The 15,852-nt window shown below is 53.3% G+C and carries 15 protein-coding genes and 1 pseudogene; 9 read left to right on the forward strand and 7 right to left on the reverse strand.

All coding sequences use genetic code 11. The features are described from left to right. Nucleotides 1-99 precede the first annotated feature (99 nt). Nucleotides 100-615 (reverse strand): adenine phosphoribosyltransferase, encoded by a 516-nt coding sequence (locus JJD41_RS14995; protein WP_200667843.1) that lies wholly within the window; start codon nt 613-615, stop codon nt 100-102. A 367-nt stretch (nt 616-982) separates the two neighbouring features. Here JJD41_RS14995 and JJD41_RS15000 point away from each other — a divergent pair. The 4 genes and pseudogenes from JJD41_RS15000 to JJD41_RS15015 form a co-directional block, all read left to right on the forward strand. Then, a pseudogene (locus JJD41_RS15000) lies at nt 983-1,270 on the forward strand (helix-turn-helix domain-containing protein); the annotation flags it as partial. Beyond that, complete coding sequence (locus tag JJD41_RS25750) at nt 1,248-1,508, forward strand: zinc ribbon domain-containing protein (protein WP_459543062.1); 261 nt, start codon at nt 1,248-1,250, stop codon at nt 1,506-1,508. The pseudogene JJD41_RS15000 and the gene JJD41_RS25750, both read left to right, overlap by 23 nt. A gap of 49 nt (nt 1,509-1,557) precedes the next feature. Beyond that, nucleotides 1,558-2,163 (forward strand): DUF3038 domain-containing protein, encoded by a 606-nt coding sequence (locus JJD41_RS15010; protein WP_234488846.1) that lies wholly within the window; start codon nt 1,558-1,560, stop codon nt 2,161-2,163. Continuing rightward, nucleotides 2,163-3,605 carry a DUF4335 domain-containing protein gene (locus JJD41_RS15015; protein WP_200667850.1) on the forward strand — a complete coding sequence of 481 codons (1,443 nt, stop codon included), beginning with the start codon at nt 2,163-2,165 and terminating at the stop codon, nt 3,603-3,605. Before JJD41_RS15010 ends, JJD41_RS15015 begins: the two co-directional genes overlap by 1 nt. Here JJD41_RS15015 and JJD41_RS15020 read toward each other — a convergent pair. Together JJD41_RS15020 and JJD41_RS15025 are read right to left on the reverse strand one after the other, a co-directional pair. Further along, complete coding sequence (locus JJD41_RS15020; protein ID WP_200667852.1) at nt 3,602-5,500, reverse strand: abortive infection protein; 1,899 nt, start codon at nt 5,498-5,500, stop codon at nt 3,602-3,604. The genes JJD41_RS15015 and JJD41_RS15020 overlap by 4 nt on opposite strands. A 103-nt stretch (nt 5,501-5,603) precedes the next feature. Then, a complete protein-coding gene (locus tag JJD41_RS15025; protein WP_200667854.1) occupies nt 5,604-6,311 on the reverse strand; it encodes a hypothetical protein in 708 nt (235 codons plus the stop codon). 324 nt (nt 6,312-6,635) lie between these two features. Here JJD41_RS15025 and JJD41_RS15030 point away from each other — a divergent pair, with 324 nt between their 5' ends. The 4 genes from JJD41_RS15030 (at nt 6,636) to JJD41_RS15045 (ending at nt 8,875) form a co-directional block, all read left to right on the forward strand. Then, a complete protein-coding gene (locus tag JJD41_RS15030; RefSeq protein WP_168571406.1) occupies nt 6,636-6,884 on the forward strand; it encodes a gas vesicle protein GvpG in 249 nt (82 codons plus the stop codon). A 121-nt stretch (nt 6,885-7,005) separates the two neighbouring features. Further along, nucleotides 7,006-7,341, forward strand: a complete 336-nt coding sequence (locus JJD41_RS15035) for a cupin domain-containing protein (RefSeq protein WP_200667856.1) — start codon at nt 7,006-7,008, stop codon at nt 7,339-7,341. Between the two features lie 459 nt (nt 7,342-7,800). Further along, the gene (locus JJD41_RS15040) at nt 7,801-8,475 is read left to right on the forward strand and encodes a DUF938 domain-containing protein (RefSeq protein WP_200667858.1); all 675 of its coding nucleotides are present in this window, start codon (nt 7,801-7,803) and stop codon (nt 8,473-8,475) included. A gap of 184 nt (nt 8,476-8,659) precedes the next feature. Further along, nucleotides 8,660-8,875, forward strand: a complete 216-nt coding sequence (locus JJD41_RS15045) for a hypothetical protein (protein WP_200667861.1) — start codon at nt 8,660-8,662, stop codon at nt 8,873-8,875. 125 nt (nt 8,876-9,000) lie between these two features. Here the strand turns inward: JJD41_RS15045 and JJD41_RS15050 are convergent, their stop codons facing one another. From JJD41_RS15050 to JJD41_RS15060, 3 genes are all read right to left on the reverse strand, one after another. Beyond that, the gene (locus tag JJD41_RS15050; protein ID WP_234488847.1) at nt 9,001-9,186 is read right to left on the reverse strand and encodes a hypothetical protein; all 186 of its coding nucleotides are present in this window, start codon (nt 9,184-9,186) and stop codon (nt 9,001-9,003) included. 119 nt (nt 9,187-9,305) lie between these two features. Further along, nucleotides 9,306-10,016, reverse strand: coding sequence for an SDR family oxidoreductase (locus JJD41_RS15055; RefSeq protein WP_200667866.1), 711 nt, complete (start codon nt 10,014-10,016; stop codon nt 9,306-9,308). An 85-nt stretch (nt 10,017-10,101) separates the two neighbouring features. Beyond that, complete coding sequence (locus JJD41_RS15060; RefSeq protein WP_200667868.1) at nt 10,102-11,925, reverse strand: ABC transporter ATP-binding protein; 1,824 nt, start codon at nt 11,923-11,925, stop codon at nt 10,102-10,104. Between the two features lie 207 nt (nt 11,926-12,132). Here JJD41_RS15060 and JJD41_RS15065 point away from each other — a divergent pair, with 207 nt between their 5' ends. Beyond that, nucleotides 12,133-14,721 (forward strand): adenylate/guanylate cyclase domain-containing protein, encoded by a 2,589-nt coding sequence (locus JJD41_RS15065; protein WP_200667877.1) that lies wholly within the window; start codon nt 12,133-12,135, stop codon nt 14,719-14,721. A gap of 28 nt (nt 14,722-14,749) precedes the next feature. Here the strand turns inward: JJD41_RS15065 and JJD41_RS15070 are convergent, their stop codons facing one another. Further along, nucleotides 14,750-14,995, reverse strand: a complete 246-nt coding sequence (locus JJD41_RS15070; RefSeq protein WP_200667879.1) for a DUF7219 family protein — start codon at nt 14,993-14,995, stop codon at nt 14,750-14,752. Nucleotides 14,996-15,852: the final 857 nt, after the last annotated feature.

Below are 15,852 nucleotides of genomic sequence, written 5' to 3' on the forward strand. Positions count from 1 at the left end.
CAGTCCGACAACCTCAGCCTCCCCTAACGCCTCCGGCGTCGCTGCGCTAACGGCGTCGTAGCGTTCGATGCGACAGTATTAAGAGGGTTCTTAATCCTCTTAATACTGCACTAAACTGACAATCGGCACGTTGGACGGCAGTTTTTCCCGTCCGCCCAACTCGCACAGTTCTACAGCAAAACAGAAGCCCGCCACGTGGGCGCCCGCGCGTTCGAGGAGGTCGGCGGTGGCTTTGGCGGTGCCTCCAGTGGCGATCAGGTCATCGACGACGACGACGCGGTGACCGGGATCGAGGGCATCCTTGTGCATGTCGAGGCGATCGCTACCATATTCGAGGTCGTACTCGACCGAGTGACAGTCTGCGGGGAGTTTGCCGGGTTTGCGAACGGGAATAAAGCCGACGCCGAGTTGGTAGGCGAGGGGAACGCCAAACATGAAACCGCGAGATTCCATCCCGACGATAAACTCGGGTTCCCAAGCTTGGCAGGTTTGAGCCATGGCATCGATCGCGAATCGCAGACCCTCGCGATCGCGCAGCAGCGTAGTAATATCGCGAAAAACAATACCGGGTTTGGGAAAATCTGGAATGTTGCGAATCAGAGATTTAAGATCCATATCAAACTCGTTTGGATTCAGCCGTCCCTACAAAGCACAGAATGAAGCAGCGATCGGGAGAAGATTTTGAAGTCCGGACGCTCTAAGCTTTAAAGTGCAAATTATAGCTGAAAACGGTTGTTGCGATAGGGGTTGGCGGCGATCTTGATACAATCAACGGTCAAGAACCGACCCGTACTCCAGCTATAATCCTTGATTTGGCTGGTGGTGTAGGCCGCGTAAATTGAGGGGTTCAATCCCCCGAAACCTAAAATCTACACGGCTTCTGCTATCATCAAAACTCCTGGTTCTGAAACCCCGCCCCTTCGGCTCAGCTCAGGGCAAGCCTTGTAGGGCGGCTGTACATTGTCCGCGCCATAATGTGAGCATGACTAAAAAGGCGTTCCGATATCGTTTCTATCCAACTGCGGAGCCAGCAAATTTGCTTCGGAGAACGTTGGGTTGTGCTCGTCTTGTCTATAACCGATCTTGGGCCGCCCGGACTGAAGGTTGGTATCGAAGGCAAGAGCGAATCGGGCACGAAGAAACGTCAGCCACGATCGCCGATTGGAAAAAAGAAGACGAGCTCAGCTTCTCGAACGAAGTTAGCTGCGTCCCCTTGCAGCAAGGCTTGCGGCACCTCCAAACAGCGTTTGCTAATTTTTGGGCAGGTCGTCGAACGACTGCCTTTGAATATCCGGGAATGGGAATGTTCTGAATGTAGTTGCAACCCCGATCGCGATGTCAATGCTGCTATCAATGTCTTGGCTGCCGGGCAAGCGGTGTCAGTCTGGGTCGCGATCGTAAGACCCGAAGAGCGTAAATCTCGCTTATGCTGGTGCTACGAAACAGAAACTCAGATCGTGAGGTCTGGGGATCTGGGCGCCTTGAGGCCGCAGAGGATGTCAACTTAGTGCCGATCGCGTGCCGAATCCGTTAGGAATGAATGGTCCAGTAACCCTCATGCAATCTAAGAGTCCACCAGACAAAACTATCCCAGATCTTCTACAAAGTCTGCCCGATCCGCCAGGACACTGGGAAATCGGCTGTCCTCGCAGTACCCGGTTGCAAATCGACCTGATTTTACTGGCCATTGAAGCCTTATATCTAGGAGGTTCCGAGGCAATTTTGGCGGTGGCGAAAGAACAACAGCTAGACCACATTATTAAAAACCGGGTATTTCTGTGGCAACTTCGCAGTAGCAATCCCCTCAGACGCTACAGCCAACGGCGTCCCTTAAGCTTGCTCGAAGCCAAAGCCCTCGTGGCGATCGCCTGCTCCCTGGCCCGGCGACTGACCGTAACGATCCGCCAACTCTTACTCGACTACCACCAATTACAAGTCAAGCAGATCCCGATCGAGCAGCACCTGCGCCTGTCGAACTATTTAGAACGATTTCGAGCCCACTTTCGCAGTCGCATGAATCCCCGACGGGCGGGAGTGATGGCTTATAACTCCGATGAAAAGCTCGACGAACTGGCGATTTCCCTGCTCGGTCAACTGCTCTTTTGTACGGGAACTGCAGGAATGCAACGGTTGTGGACGAGTCTGTTTGATGGAGAGGTCTGATGAGCATTCAACGTGAATATATCCTGCCCAATTGCAAGCTCATTTTAGAAGGCTTGAGTGACGAGAAAGGCTCCGGGTCGGGAAGTTCGACCTCTGCGAACACCCTGTCAATTTTAGTCAATGCGGACTGTTACGTGGCAGGGAAAGACCAACCGCTTTCCGGGGGGATGGAATTCTTCCAAGCCTTGGTGATGGCCGTCAGTAGTTACGCGCAAGAATTATTAAGTGGGGTAAGAGCTTACAAGCGTTTGGGGGATCCTCACGGCGACGAAGACGAGAGCGAGTCGGCGTTGGTGCAGTTTGAACCCCTCGATACGAACTTGCATCGCTTGCTGGTGCGATCGCCGGACCGTGGCGGAAGCTCTCCCCTGACCGTCGATCTCAACTCGGTACAGTTGTTCGATCTCGTCGAAGCGGTCGATCAATTCTTAGCCGATCGCGAAACCCTGCCCCAGTTTGCGCTTCAGTTGCGATCGGTCTCCAAAAGCGAAGCCAAAACTCAAATCCCCGTCAGCCAGCGCGCCTTACCTGCGGCGATCGGGGTTTCCAGTTTGGCGATCGCCGCGATGGCGTTCTTCTTCGTCCCCGTCCCCGACATCGAACGACCCGTCGAAGATCCCAAACCGCAACCGACCTCCGAACAACTCCAAGACTCTCAAGACGCTACCCCCGCCGGGAGCAATCCGCCGGACGATACCCCCTCGCCGCCGTCTCCGGACGAGTTGAGCCGCACCAGCGCCCCCGAGACCCCGGCAATTACCGACCCGCAAACCTTAGCAACCCTCGAAGACCAACTCTACGACCAGATCGATGAAGCGTGGCAAACCCGCCCCGACTTCGATCGCGATTTACTCTATCGAGTCGGCGTCGGTGCAGACGGGGCGATCGTCGGTTACGAAGCTCAAAACGATCTCGCCCGCGAGTACAGCGACGCGACCCCCTTGAGCCAACTAGTTTACAAACCCGTCGAAGGGGGCAGCGCCCCGGAACCCGTCGCCTTGTTTGAAGTCGTCTTTCAACCCGACGGCAGACTGCAAGTCGATCCCTGGCAAAACCAACAGAGAGAGGAAGCCATCGATCTCGGCGACGCCCCGGAAATTACCGATCGCGCCGTCATCGACGATCTCGTTTACACCCTCCAAGGTAAATTAATCGATGCCTTGCCCGCTTCTCGGGAATTCGATCGCCCCCTCACCTATCGGGTCGGCGTCATCGAAGATGGCACGATTGTCGATTACGAAGCCGTCGACCGCCTCTCCGAGGAGAATTTGGACAAAACCCCCCTTCAAGAGCTACACCAACCCTCCGCCGCCGTCGTGCGCGAAGCGACGCCTCCGGCCAATCGCCGCAACAACACCGTCACCCCCGCCGCGATCGCTCAATTTCGGGTGGTCTTCAGACCCACGGGGGTTCCCGAAGTCAGCCCCTGGGACGGCTTCTAGCGCAGGCGAGGCCCGAGTAACGCCGTCGGTGCTTCCGGCAAGATCTCCGGATCGAAGCCGCCGATCTGATTGGTTCGCAAAATCCACAAAGCGGCTCCCCGTTTGAGCAAAATGGCGGCGATTTCGTCGTGGGCGCGACGGGGGAGCAAGGTCCGCCAGGTGGCGATCGTTTTGAGCAACACGGCGATCGGGCCTTTAGATCCCCGACTCGCCGCCACTCGCTCGACATTGCGCCGCCAGTCGGGTTGCACGATGCCGAACGGAACGAGATTGCGTTCGAGAACTTTCGCTAAATCGTCTAATTGACTCAGTTGTACCCTTTGCGGGTGGTCGAGGTGGCGCGCCAGCCAATTTTGAATCGGGGCGCTGGTGGCGATCGCCTCTTCCAGACGCTTGATGGTGACGTAAAGCGCCTGATTCGAGTCCTGCACGCACGAACTCGCCGGATCGACCAAGGAAACCCCCGTCCCGTCTCCGGTTCGGTAGCGGGCGCACATCGCCGTCAATTCCCGGTCGAGATAGGCGATCGGCGACAGTTCGATCGCGTCAAACTCAAACGCTTCGGTCACGGTCTCGAATTTGACCAAAATATCGGATACGGGCCGCAACCCCAACCATCCCCGGCGCAAATTGCCCATGTACTCGGACCAATCGATCGCCCCGGAAATAATGCCTTCGCGATTGTGGGCGTAAATTTGGCGGTATTCGATCGCGAAGCGCAATTCTCCCGTCAACGAATCTTCGATCGCCGTGGCGAAACCGTAGGCAAAATGACCCGTCACCAGACCCAAGGGCGCGGGTTCGGCGTTTTGACCGCCGATTCCACCAAACAGATGGATGACGATCGCGCGATCGCCCTTTCGCCACCGCGCGATCGCCCCTTGCGCTCGATCCGAGGTCGTATCCAATAACACCGCCGACCCCGTGCCTTTTTTCGCCGGAGTATCGGACCAGTTGTGCTTTCGTAAATGGGCGATCGCCGCCTTAGCCGCGACGATCGCGCGATCGCATTGCACCCGAGTCAGGGCGCGCGGTTCGATCGCCTCGACTACAAAGATCCCGTCCGCCTCTCGATTCCCGTAAACGTACCAACCCCCTGCATTGAACGGCGATCGCTCTAAATCCCGATTCGTAGAGGGATACACCCCCTGACGGTTGCGCGAAACTTGGGGAATGGCGATCGCCTCGAACGGGCCGTCGAATCCTCCCGTCTCGCGATCGTAGTGACGTACTAAAAAGCGATCGCTCTCCCCTGCTTCTAACGGTTGAATTAACGTGACTAAGGCTTTCAAGCGACCCGCAATTTGGATCGGTTCGCGATCGATCGTCAAGGCGATCGCCTCGGCGTCTTTTTCGACCTGCGGATCGCACAGTTTGACCACGACATCGTTTTCCGGTCGTCCCCCCGCCAACGATTCCAACGGTCCGACCCGATCCCACCCGTCGAGGCGCTTCGGGACGATCGCCCCGAGTTTGCGCGCCAATTTGAGTTGAGAACCGAAGCGCACGTCCACCGTGACTCGTTGCAGGTAATCGCGGACTTCCGGCGTGTCACTCCATTTCAACGTCACCACGCGATCGCGCAAAAATGCCCACTCCGGCGGGCTGTTGTGGACTTCAACGGCGATCGCCCCATCCGGTTGACGGCGGTCCGGAGTCGGTAAAATCAGCCGACCCGTCCACGGGGCGATCGGTTGGTAAAGTGCTTGTGCTGCAATGAGATTGTCGCGATCGAGTAATTGCCCTACATCGTCTTCAGCAATTGGAGGGGGGCGTTTTGAAAACGGCGGTTTGGGGACGATATAAAACCGACGGCGATAAACCCCCATTAAAATTGCCGTCAATCCCAATAAAGCGACAACAATCAGTAGGGTATTCCATTCGAGAGGAGGCATTTTGGATAGGGATATTGAGCTTTTATTGAGCTTTTAGAGTTTAAGTTGCCGTGGTCCACTTTTGGGATAAAATCTGCACCATGGCGACATCCTCCCGGTAGACCTAGCCATGGCCCACACCCCACGACTCGCCCAATTGCGGTCCACTCCAGACTGTATTCACCTTTTCCCCCATGACGACCGGGCGATCGCCTTTCGCCAACGAGGTTTTTCCGGTGACCTCTACCCGCCACTCGGACCACAAATCGCCGCCAATTTTACCCGCACGGAATAAGATAGAATCCGGCGCGCGATCGCTCCACCCCAATAACACCGCATGGGTGTAGTGAATTTCCGTAGGCGCTACCGTATGACTTTTGAGCGACGCTCGATCCCAAACTAAGGCGTAATCCGAGGCTATATCGGAACAGAATAAAGATTCAAAGACTCTGATTAATAGGCGATCGCCCCGATGGGACCAAGAAATCGGAACGGCGATCGAAATCGTCCCCGAGACAGGCGCCCCCTTCTCGCGATCGAACGGATTCTCTGCTAGCGGTGACGTCGGACAGAGGGTTCGTAACTGACCCGTTTTCAGATTTTCGACGATCGCCACACTGCTGACCCGAGAACGAACCATCACCGGATCGACTTTCATCGAAATGCGACTGTAAGCAGCATAACAACCGTCCGGCGAGATCAGAGAACTACTGCGATAGTGACGAACAGCACACAATTCTCTCGCCGACGCTTGGGTTTGAATGGCGACAATCCAACTCCACGGGATCGGATGGGGACTGTCAAGGGGATCGAGTTGCACCGAGTTATTCATCGAACGATTCAAAAGCGCAAGGTTGGATGAGACATTGCAGCGAACTCGCGGCATATTGGGGGAGTTTCCTGTCTCCAGCCCTCAGTGGCGATCGTCGCCTTCGCGGATCGAGATCGGCGAGTCCGATGCACTGCGTTAATGTGGGTTACTTGCTATTTTGAAGGCATTGGGAAATAAATCGACATTTTGCCAAAGTTTGTTACATATCACCCCTGTATTGGGCGAAATTGTTTCCCCCAATCCCCCCAGGGGCGATCGTTTTGAGCGAAAATTGAACGAAAATTAGCTGGTCTATCCGTCTCGTTAGAATCCCCAATTGTCATTATGTTATTGCGCTTGCTCACGTTCCCCGTACTCGGCCCACTCGAAGGCATTACCTGGATTGGCGAACAAATTTTAGACCGCGCCAATGCAGAACTCGACGATCGCGAAAACCTACAAAAGCGCTTGTTATCTTTACAGTTAGCTTTCGACCTCGGCGATCTTTCTGAGGAAGAATTTGAAGCCCAGGAGGAAGAGCTATTATTGGCAATTCAAGCCTTGGAAGATGAAGAGAATCGAGAGTATCTTTGATCTTTTCAATTTCCCGGCGATCGGGAACAAGTTCATGTAGGGGCGAAACATATTTTGCCCCTACTTTCGCTCTCTATTGGTTTAATATTAAAACTATTTTTAGTTAAATCAATCTCAAGATATGAAATACATTCGTCTCGAAGATTTAGCGGTAAAGCCCGTTTCTCATAATCAAAAAATTGACAAAAAAGTAATAATCGAACCGGGGGAATTACCTAATTTAGTCTATTTTTCTCAAGCAACCTTTCCGCCAGGAGAAATTGCCGACGGTCACGTTCATTCCGATATGTATGAGGTGTTTTTTATTAGTGAAGGGAGGGGAACGATTCGGATCGGCGATCGCACCTATCCTTTAGATCCGGGAACCTGCATCGCCGTGGAACCCGGAGAAATTCACGAACTCATAAATGATAGTCAAGAAAACTTAGTCGTAACCTATTTCGGAATTCGCGGGTAAACTCTTTCAGTTATAGCCTTTTCGATCGTCATGAGGACCCGAACTTGTTGGATTAAAGCCAAGTCGTTCGAGAAGTCCCCCTTCTCAAGGTTAAAAAGGAGCCTTAAATAAGGAGAAGCCCCAATGTTTAAATCACTGGGGCTGTCTTTGAAATAGGGTAGGATTTTTGAATTGGCTAAGGGGGGGTTAGCCAAAGCTAGCGGTTTCCTATTACCAAACCGGGGGGTCTTTCCAGGGGTATGAAAAGGTTCGCTTGTTTGGTTAACCGCGATTGATTTCATTGTGTCCGAATCTAGGGGACTCCAACATCGACCGACTGGGCGATCGCCAATCCCCCAATTGGGTGAACCTCATGCAGGTGGCGCGATTTCCACCAGATAATTGTCAATTGTGCCATCGGCTTCTAAGCTCGATCGCGACGAACCGTTCGCATTTTGCCCGAGGCAAAATCAAGCCCCAATGACTCAACTTTCGGAAGATGCCAGAAAATACGCCCCTGCGACCCAGCGCAACCGAGACCCGATTTTAACGGTCTTGAAGCGAGTGCTGCCGCCGACGGGGACGGTGTTGGAAATTGCCAGTGGAACGGGGGAACACGCGGTTTATTTCGCGCCCCAGTTGCAGCCGCGAGGCTGGCAGCCTACGGAACCGGAAGCCGTGTTGCGCCGCAGTATCGAAGCGTGGCAAATGGCCCGTCCCTGTAAAAGTCTATATCCGCCGTTAGCTGTGGATGCGCGGGCGTCGCAATGGGCGATCGAAACCGATCGGGAATGGGCGACGGGAAAACCCCCTTTGACGGCGATCGTGGCGATTAATTTGCTGCATATTTCCCCCTGGGAAACGACCCTCGGCTTGCTGGCGGGGGCGAATCGGCTGTTACCTCCGGATGGCGTTCTCTACATTTACGGGGCATTTAAACGCGGCGGTCGGCATACGGCGGCGAGTAATGCGGCGTTTGACGAAATCTTGCAGCAGCAAAATCCGAGTTGGGGGGTACGCGATTTAGATGAAGTGGTGGCGATCGCCGAGGGCGCCTGTCTCGATTTGGACGAATTGGTAGAAATGCCTGCCAATAACTTTTCCGTAGTTTTTCGGAAACGCCCGTCGATCGCCTCTCCCGGAACTTCCCGATAAAAATTGCCGATCTCGTTCGCCGAGACCCGCAAGGATGCCGATTGATTTTGTGATGGCGATCGCGTCATAATCTAAGCGCGATCGCTCCCCTTGCCGAAGTCGATCGCCTCTTCGAGGGTCGCGCGATCGCGGCGATCGCCTTGAATTCCAGCGACGATATAAATATCGAGTTCGAGATCGTCCCATGATTACGCTCAATCTTCTCCCCGGCGCCATTCCTGAATTACTCGCCTGCGTCCGCGAAACCCAACAAATCGCCCAAGCCGACCGCTACGGCTTGATGGCTGCGGTGTTAGACGAATCCTTAGCGGAAGACGATCGGCGCTGTCTCGACCGCCTCCTGCGTTCGATCTGCCGGGGTCGCGTTCAAATCGTGGACGACCTCTCTACCATCGGCTAAACTCCCAGGCCCGATCGTGGCCGTAAAATAGCCATAAAATAGCTATAAAATAGTCATAAACATAGAAAAAGGGCGATCGCGTCTCGAACTCGACAACTGCGCGATCGCCCTTTTTCTATTCCCTTTCACTCGGTGCGTTCGGGGTTTTGACCCTCCCTAGAAGGTCGCTTCTCGTCGAGTAATCCGGAAGTTCTCCAGGTAAAATAAACGGTGAAAGCCCGGGCTAAGTCCTTAGACAGGCGATCGAGTTCCGTAGGCGTTGCCGACTCTGGCGAAACCTCCGATGGTTTTCGATCCGGTTGGGGTGACATGTTCTCGTCCATTGAATCACACTCCTCTGTTATCCCACTTATCCATATTTTCAGGGAAAAAAACCGTTAACCGGGAGCTAAAATTGCCAGTTTTCTAGCTGTCATAGACGGGTTTCTCCCTACACCCCCACCGTCAATGCAGCCCCATTATTCCGAGGAGATAAATCCAATAAAAAGGGAACGGCCCGATCGACCCACCGGGCGATCGGAGTGTAGGAAGCCGCACTTTCTCCAAAACAAATTTCGAGCATTTCGGTATGAATAATTCCTGGATTGAGGGCGATCGCCCCCATCGTCGTCGGTAATTCTTGAGCGAGCGATCGCGTCAGCCCTTCGATCGCCCATTTTGTGGCACAATACGGTCCGACTTGCGGGGAAGTCGAGCGTCCCCATCCCGAACTAAAATTAACAATAATCCCGCGATCGTTCGCCACCATCGACGGCACGAAATGCCGGATCGTATTGGCAACGCCTTTAATATTGACATCGATCGTTTGGGAAAATTCGCGATCGTCGAGTTCCCATAATGCAGCCGGACGGTTAATCACTCCTGCATTATTGATTAACAAATCCGGCGCAATTTTTTCGGTTAATAATTCCCTGGCCCAGTCGCGCACTTGGGAATCGTCGGAGACATCGACAACCGCAAAATGATGGGGGCGATCGAATTGTTTTTGTAACTCTTCGATCGCCGCAGGCGATCGCGCGCATCCCCACACCGTATGTCCCAATTCAATAAATCTTTCCGCCATCGCCCGACCCAAACCGCGACTGACTCCGGTAATTAAAACTCGTTGGCTTTGTCGGTCGTTTGCTTTTCGGGAATTCATCGATTTTTATTATTTTTTCTGGCAACTTCTCGCCCCTATGTTATCGCGACTTCGATCGCGACGGAGATCGTCGCGAATTCCCGTCCTACAAATATCCCGACGCTTGCATCGTGAATAACTTCGCATAGCGTCCGTCGGCGGCGAGTAATTCCTCGTGAGTTCCCTGTTCGATAATTTTTCCCCCTTCCATCACCGCAATTTTATCCGCCATGCGAACGGTCGAAAACCGATGAGAAATTAAAATTACTATTGCGTCGCTCGCCAATGCTTGCAAGCGCTCGAACACGGCGATTTCCGCTTCCGCATCCATCGCGGCGGTGGGTTCGTCCAAAATTAAAATATCCGCGTGGCTTCGCATAAACGCCCGCGAAAGCGCGATTTTTTGCCATTGACCCCCCGACAATTCAAAACCCCCTTTAAACCAGCGTCCTAACTGGGTTTTAAATTTTTCCGGCAAAGTCTCGACAAACGATCGCGCCATCCCTTTTTCGGCGGCGGCGTGCCATTGGGATTCCTCTTGGAGGCGATCGACATCGCCGACGCCGATATTTTCGCCGACGGTGAAATGATAGCGAACGAAATCTTGAAAAATCACCGCCATGCGACGGCGTAAGGCATCGATATCCCAGTCTTGTAAATCGACGCCATCGAGTAAAATGCGCCCTTCACTGGGGACGTAAAGCCGGGTGAGCAGTTTAATTAACGTCGTTTTTCCCGAACCATTTTTACCGACTAACGCTAATTTTTCGCCCGGTTTGAGATGCAAAGACAGATCGCTGACGGCGCGGCGATCGCTCCCCGGATAAGTAAACCCGACCTGTTCGAACCGAATGCCATCTTGGGGATGAGTGCCCCGGGTAAAGATTCCGGCTTCCGGCGGGGTCGGTCGTTCGAGAAATTCGTAAAGATTGGACAGATAAAGATTATCTTCGTACATGCCGCCGATCGAAGTCAGGGCATCGGAAAAGGTGGTTTGTCCTTGCCGAAAAATGGTCAAGTACATGGTCATTTCCCCTAAAGAAATGTGCCCGTAAATGGTGGCGAGGACGATCCAGGTATAGGCGCCGTAAAAGGCGATCGTACTGAGCAAACTGAGTAAATAGCCCCAAAAGCCGCGACGCAAGGTGAGATCGCGGTCTTCGCCGTAGAGTTCGTCGAAAATATTGCGGTAGCGTTGCAGGAAGTTGGAACCGAGTTGGTAGAGTTGAACCTCTTTGGCGTAATCTTCTCGGGCGATTAAGGTTTCGAGATAGATTTGGGCGCGGGTGGCGGGCGATCGCCAGCGAAACAGGCGAAAGGCTTCAGTCGCAAAGCGGGTTTCGGCGATAAACGGCGGAACGGCGGCGATCGCCAGGATCGCCACCGCCAACGGCGAAAATTGAATTAATAAGCCGCTAAAACTGCCTAACGCCAGTACATCTTGAACCAGGCGAAAGGTGCGATTCGCCAAGGACAGGGGGCGATTGGAGGCTTGGCGGCGCGCCTGGGTCATTTTGTCGTACAATTCAGAATCCTCAAAATCACGGAGGCTGAGGGTGAGGGCTTTTTCTAAAATGGCAACATTGACCCGTTGACCGAGTAGAACCCGTAGCAACGACTGGCAGACATTCAGACCCCGTTGGGTTAGGGTTAAAAGCATAACGGCGGCAGCTTCGAGGGCGACGTAGGCGATTGCCGTGGTGCGATCGCTCGTCAATCCAGTTTCGGCGGCGCGTACCACACTATCGACGATGAGCTTACCGAGGTAAGCCACCCCAGCAGGTAACAACCCGGCGAGTACGGTCAAAACGGCGAGGGCCACCGTCAGCGCACGACTGCTCGACCACACCAAGCCGACAGCTCGGGTACTATATTGGAAGGCTGACAGCAGTTGGCGAAATATACGGCGTCCTTCGCGGATTGAAGTCATTTTGCTTTATGCACCTCCTGTACTCCTCTCTAAACTCGCTCCTTTGAAAGATATGAAAAGCCCGAATTGACGGCGATTTAAATGCAAGCAAGAACGTCGAAAAGATTTGGCTTCGCTTCCTCTCCATCGAGACGGGATGTTCTACGAGTTTTCACCTGTCAACACCCCGGTCGTCCCCCCGTGAATGCCCCTTAAACCCTCGCAAACATGCAATTTTCTCCGACTGGTAGCATTCTGGCTAGGTTAACGCAAGTTAATCAAAGTGGCGTCCTCGCCAATCTGGTCAGTAATTTGCCAGTTGGTGAATTTGTCTGCCTGCTCGACTTTATCACGGCGGAATTTCAACAGTATTTTCGGGCGATCGATCTGATCGGTAACGAAGCCCTGGAAACGATTCTCAATCAGATTCTCGATGCGTTAACCCTCAAAATCGGTCAAATTCTCAAAGCGGAACGGACGACCATTTTTTTAGTAGACCAGAATCGCGAGCAATTGTGGTCTCAAGTTAGCGACAGCGAAACGGGTAAGACCACGGAAATTCGGCTGCCGATGAATGTGGGGATTCTCGGTCACGTCGCCAACACGGGGGAGGAACTCAATATTACCGAGGCGGCGAACCATCCTCTGTTCGATCGCGAAGTAGACGAACCGCCGGGATGCGAGGCTCGCAATATACTCTGTATTCCTATTTTCAGCAGTAAGGACGGCGATCGCGCCGTGGCGGTCGTCCAACTGCTCAATAAGGAAAATGGCATCCCCTTCGACGAGGCGGACGAGCAGCAATTTCGCGAATTCGCCAGCGCGATCGGTATTATCCTCGAAAGCTGTCAGTCTTTCTACGTCGCCGCCCGCAACCAACGCGCCGCCAGCGCTCTGTTAGAAGCGACGACGACCTTGGGTCAGAGTTTGGACCTCGAAACCACCTTGCGCGCGGTGATGGATCGGGCCAAAGACTTGATGCAGGCCGATCGCAGCACTTTGTTTCTCCTGAGTAAAGAAACGGAGGAGTTGTGGACGAAAGTCGCCAAAGCCGACGGCAAAACGATGGTCGAAATTCGCATCCCCGCCAATAAAGGGATTGTGGGTTACGTCGCCTCGACTGGGGAAACGCTCAACATCCCCGACGCCTATCTCGACCCCCGCTTCGACCCGACCACCGATCGCCGCACGGGATATCAAACCCGCAATATTCTTTGTATGCCCGTCTTTAATGCTGCCGGAGATTTGATCGGGGTCACCCAATTGATTAACAAGCATCAAGGCAGTTTTACCACCGCCGACGAAGCCTTTTTACGGGCGTTTAACGCTCAAGCGGGGATTGCCCTGCAAAATGCCCAACTGTTTGAAAATGTGCTGTTGGAAAAACAGTATCAGAAAGATATGCTCGAAAGTCTTTCCGATGCGGTGATTTCGACGGACATGCAAGGACGGATCGTGACGATTAACGAGGCGGCTTTAGAACTGCTCGGTTGTCCGACGGCGGAAGGGTCGAATAAGTCTCAGTTACAGCTTTGGGAGAAAAAATTACAGGGGCGATCGGTGTGGGATGTGGTGCCGATCGAAAATTTGCAATTTCGGTTAGAAGACAGCTTGCGCCATGCGGCGCGTCACTACGTGCCGGAACAGAGTGTGACAGTAGGGTTGTATCTAGAGCCGAGTTCGAGGGCGGCGACGGGCGCCTCCGAGGGCGAGTCCGAGGGCGAACGGCATGGAGATCGCTATATTTTGGCGATCCGCGATCGCGCCGACCCCAATCTTTACATTCCCTGGAACGAAACCCCCGCCAACACAGGGGTCGAGCCGATTCCCAGACAGCAGGTCAAGGAAATCGAACGCAGTCTCAACTTGACCGTCAATCCCCTGACCAACCCCGAAGGGGGAGTACGCGGCGGTTTGGTGGTGTTGGAAGATATCAGCCGCGAAAAACGGATGAAGACGACCATGTACCGTTACATGACCCCCGGGGTCGCCGAACGGGTGATGGCCCTGGGAGAAGATTCGTTGATGGTCGGCGAACGCAAGGAAGTGACGATCCTATTCTCCGACATTCGCGGCTATACGACGTTGACTGAAAACTTGGAAGCGTCGGAAGTGGTTTCCCTACTCAACCAATATTTCGAGACGATGGTCGAGGCGGTGTTCAACCACGACGGAACCCTCGATAAGTTTATCGGCGATGCCCTGATGGCGGTGTTCGGCGCGCCCCTACCCTTGGAGGAACACGCCTGGATGGCGGTTCAGTCGGCGTTGGACATGCGCCGTCGCCTGCGCGAGTTCAACCGCCGCCAACCGGAACATAAAATCCGGATCGGGATTGGTATTAGTTCGGGGGAGGTGGTTTCGGGCAATATTGGCAGCCAAAAACGGATGGATTATACGGTGATTGGCGACGGGGTGAACCTCAGCGCCCGGTTGGAAAGCGTCACTAAGGAATATCATTGCGATATTATTTTGAGCGAGTTTACGTATCACCTATGCGGCGATCGCCTCTGGGTACGCGAGTTAGATAAAATTCGGGTCAAAGGCAAAAATGAAGCCGTCAGTATTTACGAGTTGATCGGCGATCGCTCCATGCCCCTCAGCGACGAGAAACGGCGCTTTTTAGACTTTTACCGCGCCGGACGGGACGCTTATATCAAGCGGGACTTCGACGCCTGTATCGAGCAGTTTCGCGCTGCGGCGCGCTTGTTTCCCGAGGATCGCGCTACCGAGATCCACCTCCAACGTGCCCTCGATTATCTCGAACATCCCCCCGCCGAAGATTGGGATGGGGTGCATACGATGACTACGAAATGAGCGCGTCACGGGGCGCCATTCCCCCGGGTTAGCTTCGACTGTCGTGACCGTTATCGCCGATGCCTAATTCTTGTTTGGCGGTTTGCAATTTTTGCCAGAGTGCCTCGATTTCGTTATAGGCTTGTTCGGGGGATAATTTTCCCCCAGTTTCCAGACAGCTAATCGTGGTCACTTTTTGGGCAAACTCTTGCAAGTTGGCATCAAACACGAGGTTTTCTGGGGTGAACGGTCCGCGATAGCGACTGCGAGGGCAGAAGAAGTCATAACTGTTCATGGCAATGTCTCCTTGATAAGTGCTTGAGCGCGCTTCAGACCCCCTGGATTTACCCGCTCGATACTGATTTGACAATTCCTATTTGTTCGTTGTGTTCGCCGCGACGATCCCGGGAACTGGCGGTTATCAAAATGCTCGATATCGTGGGTATTTTTTCTGGGTAAATCTATGGAATCTAGGTTCTTTTGAAACCTGTCTTCTCGGTATTTTAACTGAAGGTTAACGCCTTTTAACTCAATCTTAACCTAAAGCGCTGAAAAGTTACCAGGCTCGATCTCAAGATTTTTGTACTTTGCACTTTGGCGGGCGACGGGCGATCGCCCCCTGCCGATCCCACGATTCCATCGACGAGAACGATGAGGGAAAATAACTCTCGGTAGGGATTTTATAGAGAATTTGGATGGGGATCGCGAGGGTCACGGAAACTTGACAAGTCCTGAGTTTTTCTTTTTGGAGAAGCGTAGCCGCTACAAGTGCAAGATCTAGGGTTAAGAAAAGTTTGGAAACATCGGCGCGATCTAGGGATGGTTTGGGCGATCGCTTCTCGATTTATAGAGTTCTCTGCTAGGTTTAAATCCTAGCTAAAATTACTTTAATTGAGTATTTTAAGGATCGACGATCGCGTTTTAAGGTGAAGTTAGTCAGATCGGGAGAACGAAATCTACATTTTTATAAGATCGATTAACGAGCCAGAGAAATAGGTTGTTCGATCTCTAGTTTATTCTTGAAATAGAGAGTCTAAGGTAACAGAAGTTACAGAAATACGACCTTTTAAAAACGGCGATCGAGGGCGGAGGAGATCGGTATCGATCGCCTTCCCTTTCGGGTTGAATCGTCAATTCGATGGTTTAAGATTG

It is taken from the genome of Oxynema mangrovii CENA135 (genome assembly GCF_016632315.1).
Taxonomy (GTDB): domain Bacteria; phylum Cyanobacteriota; class Cyanobacteriia; order Cyanobacteriales; family Laspinemataceae; genus Oxynema; species Oxynema aestuarii.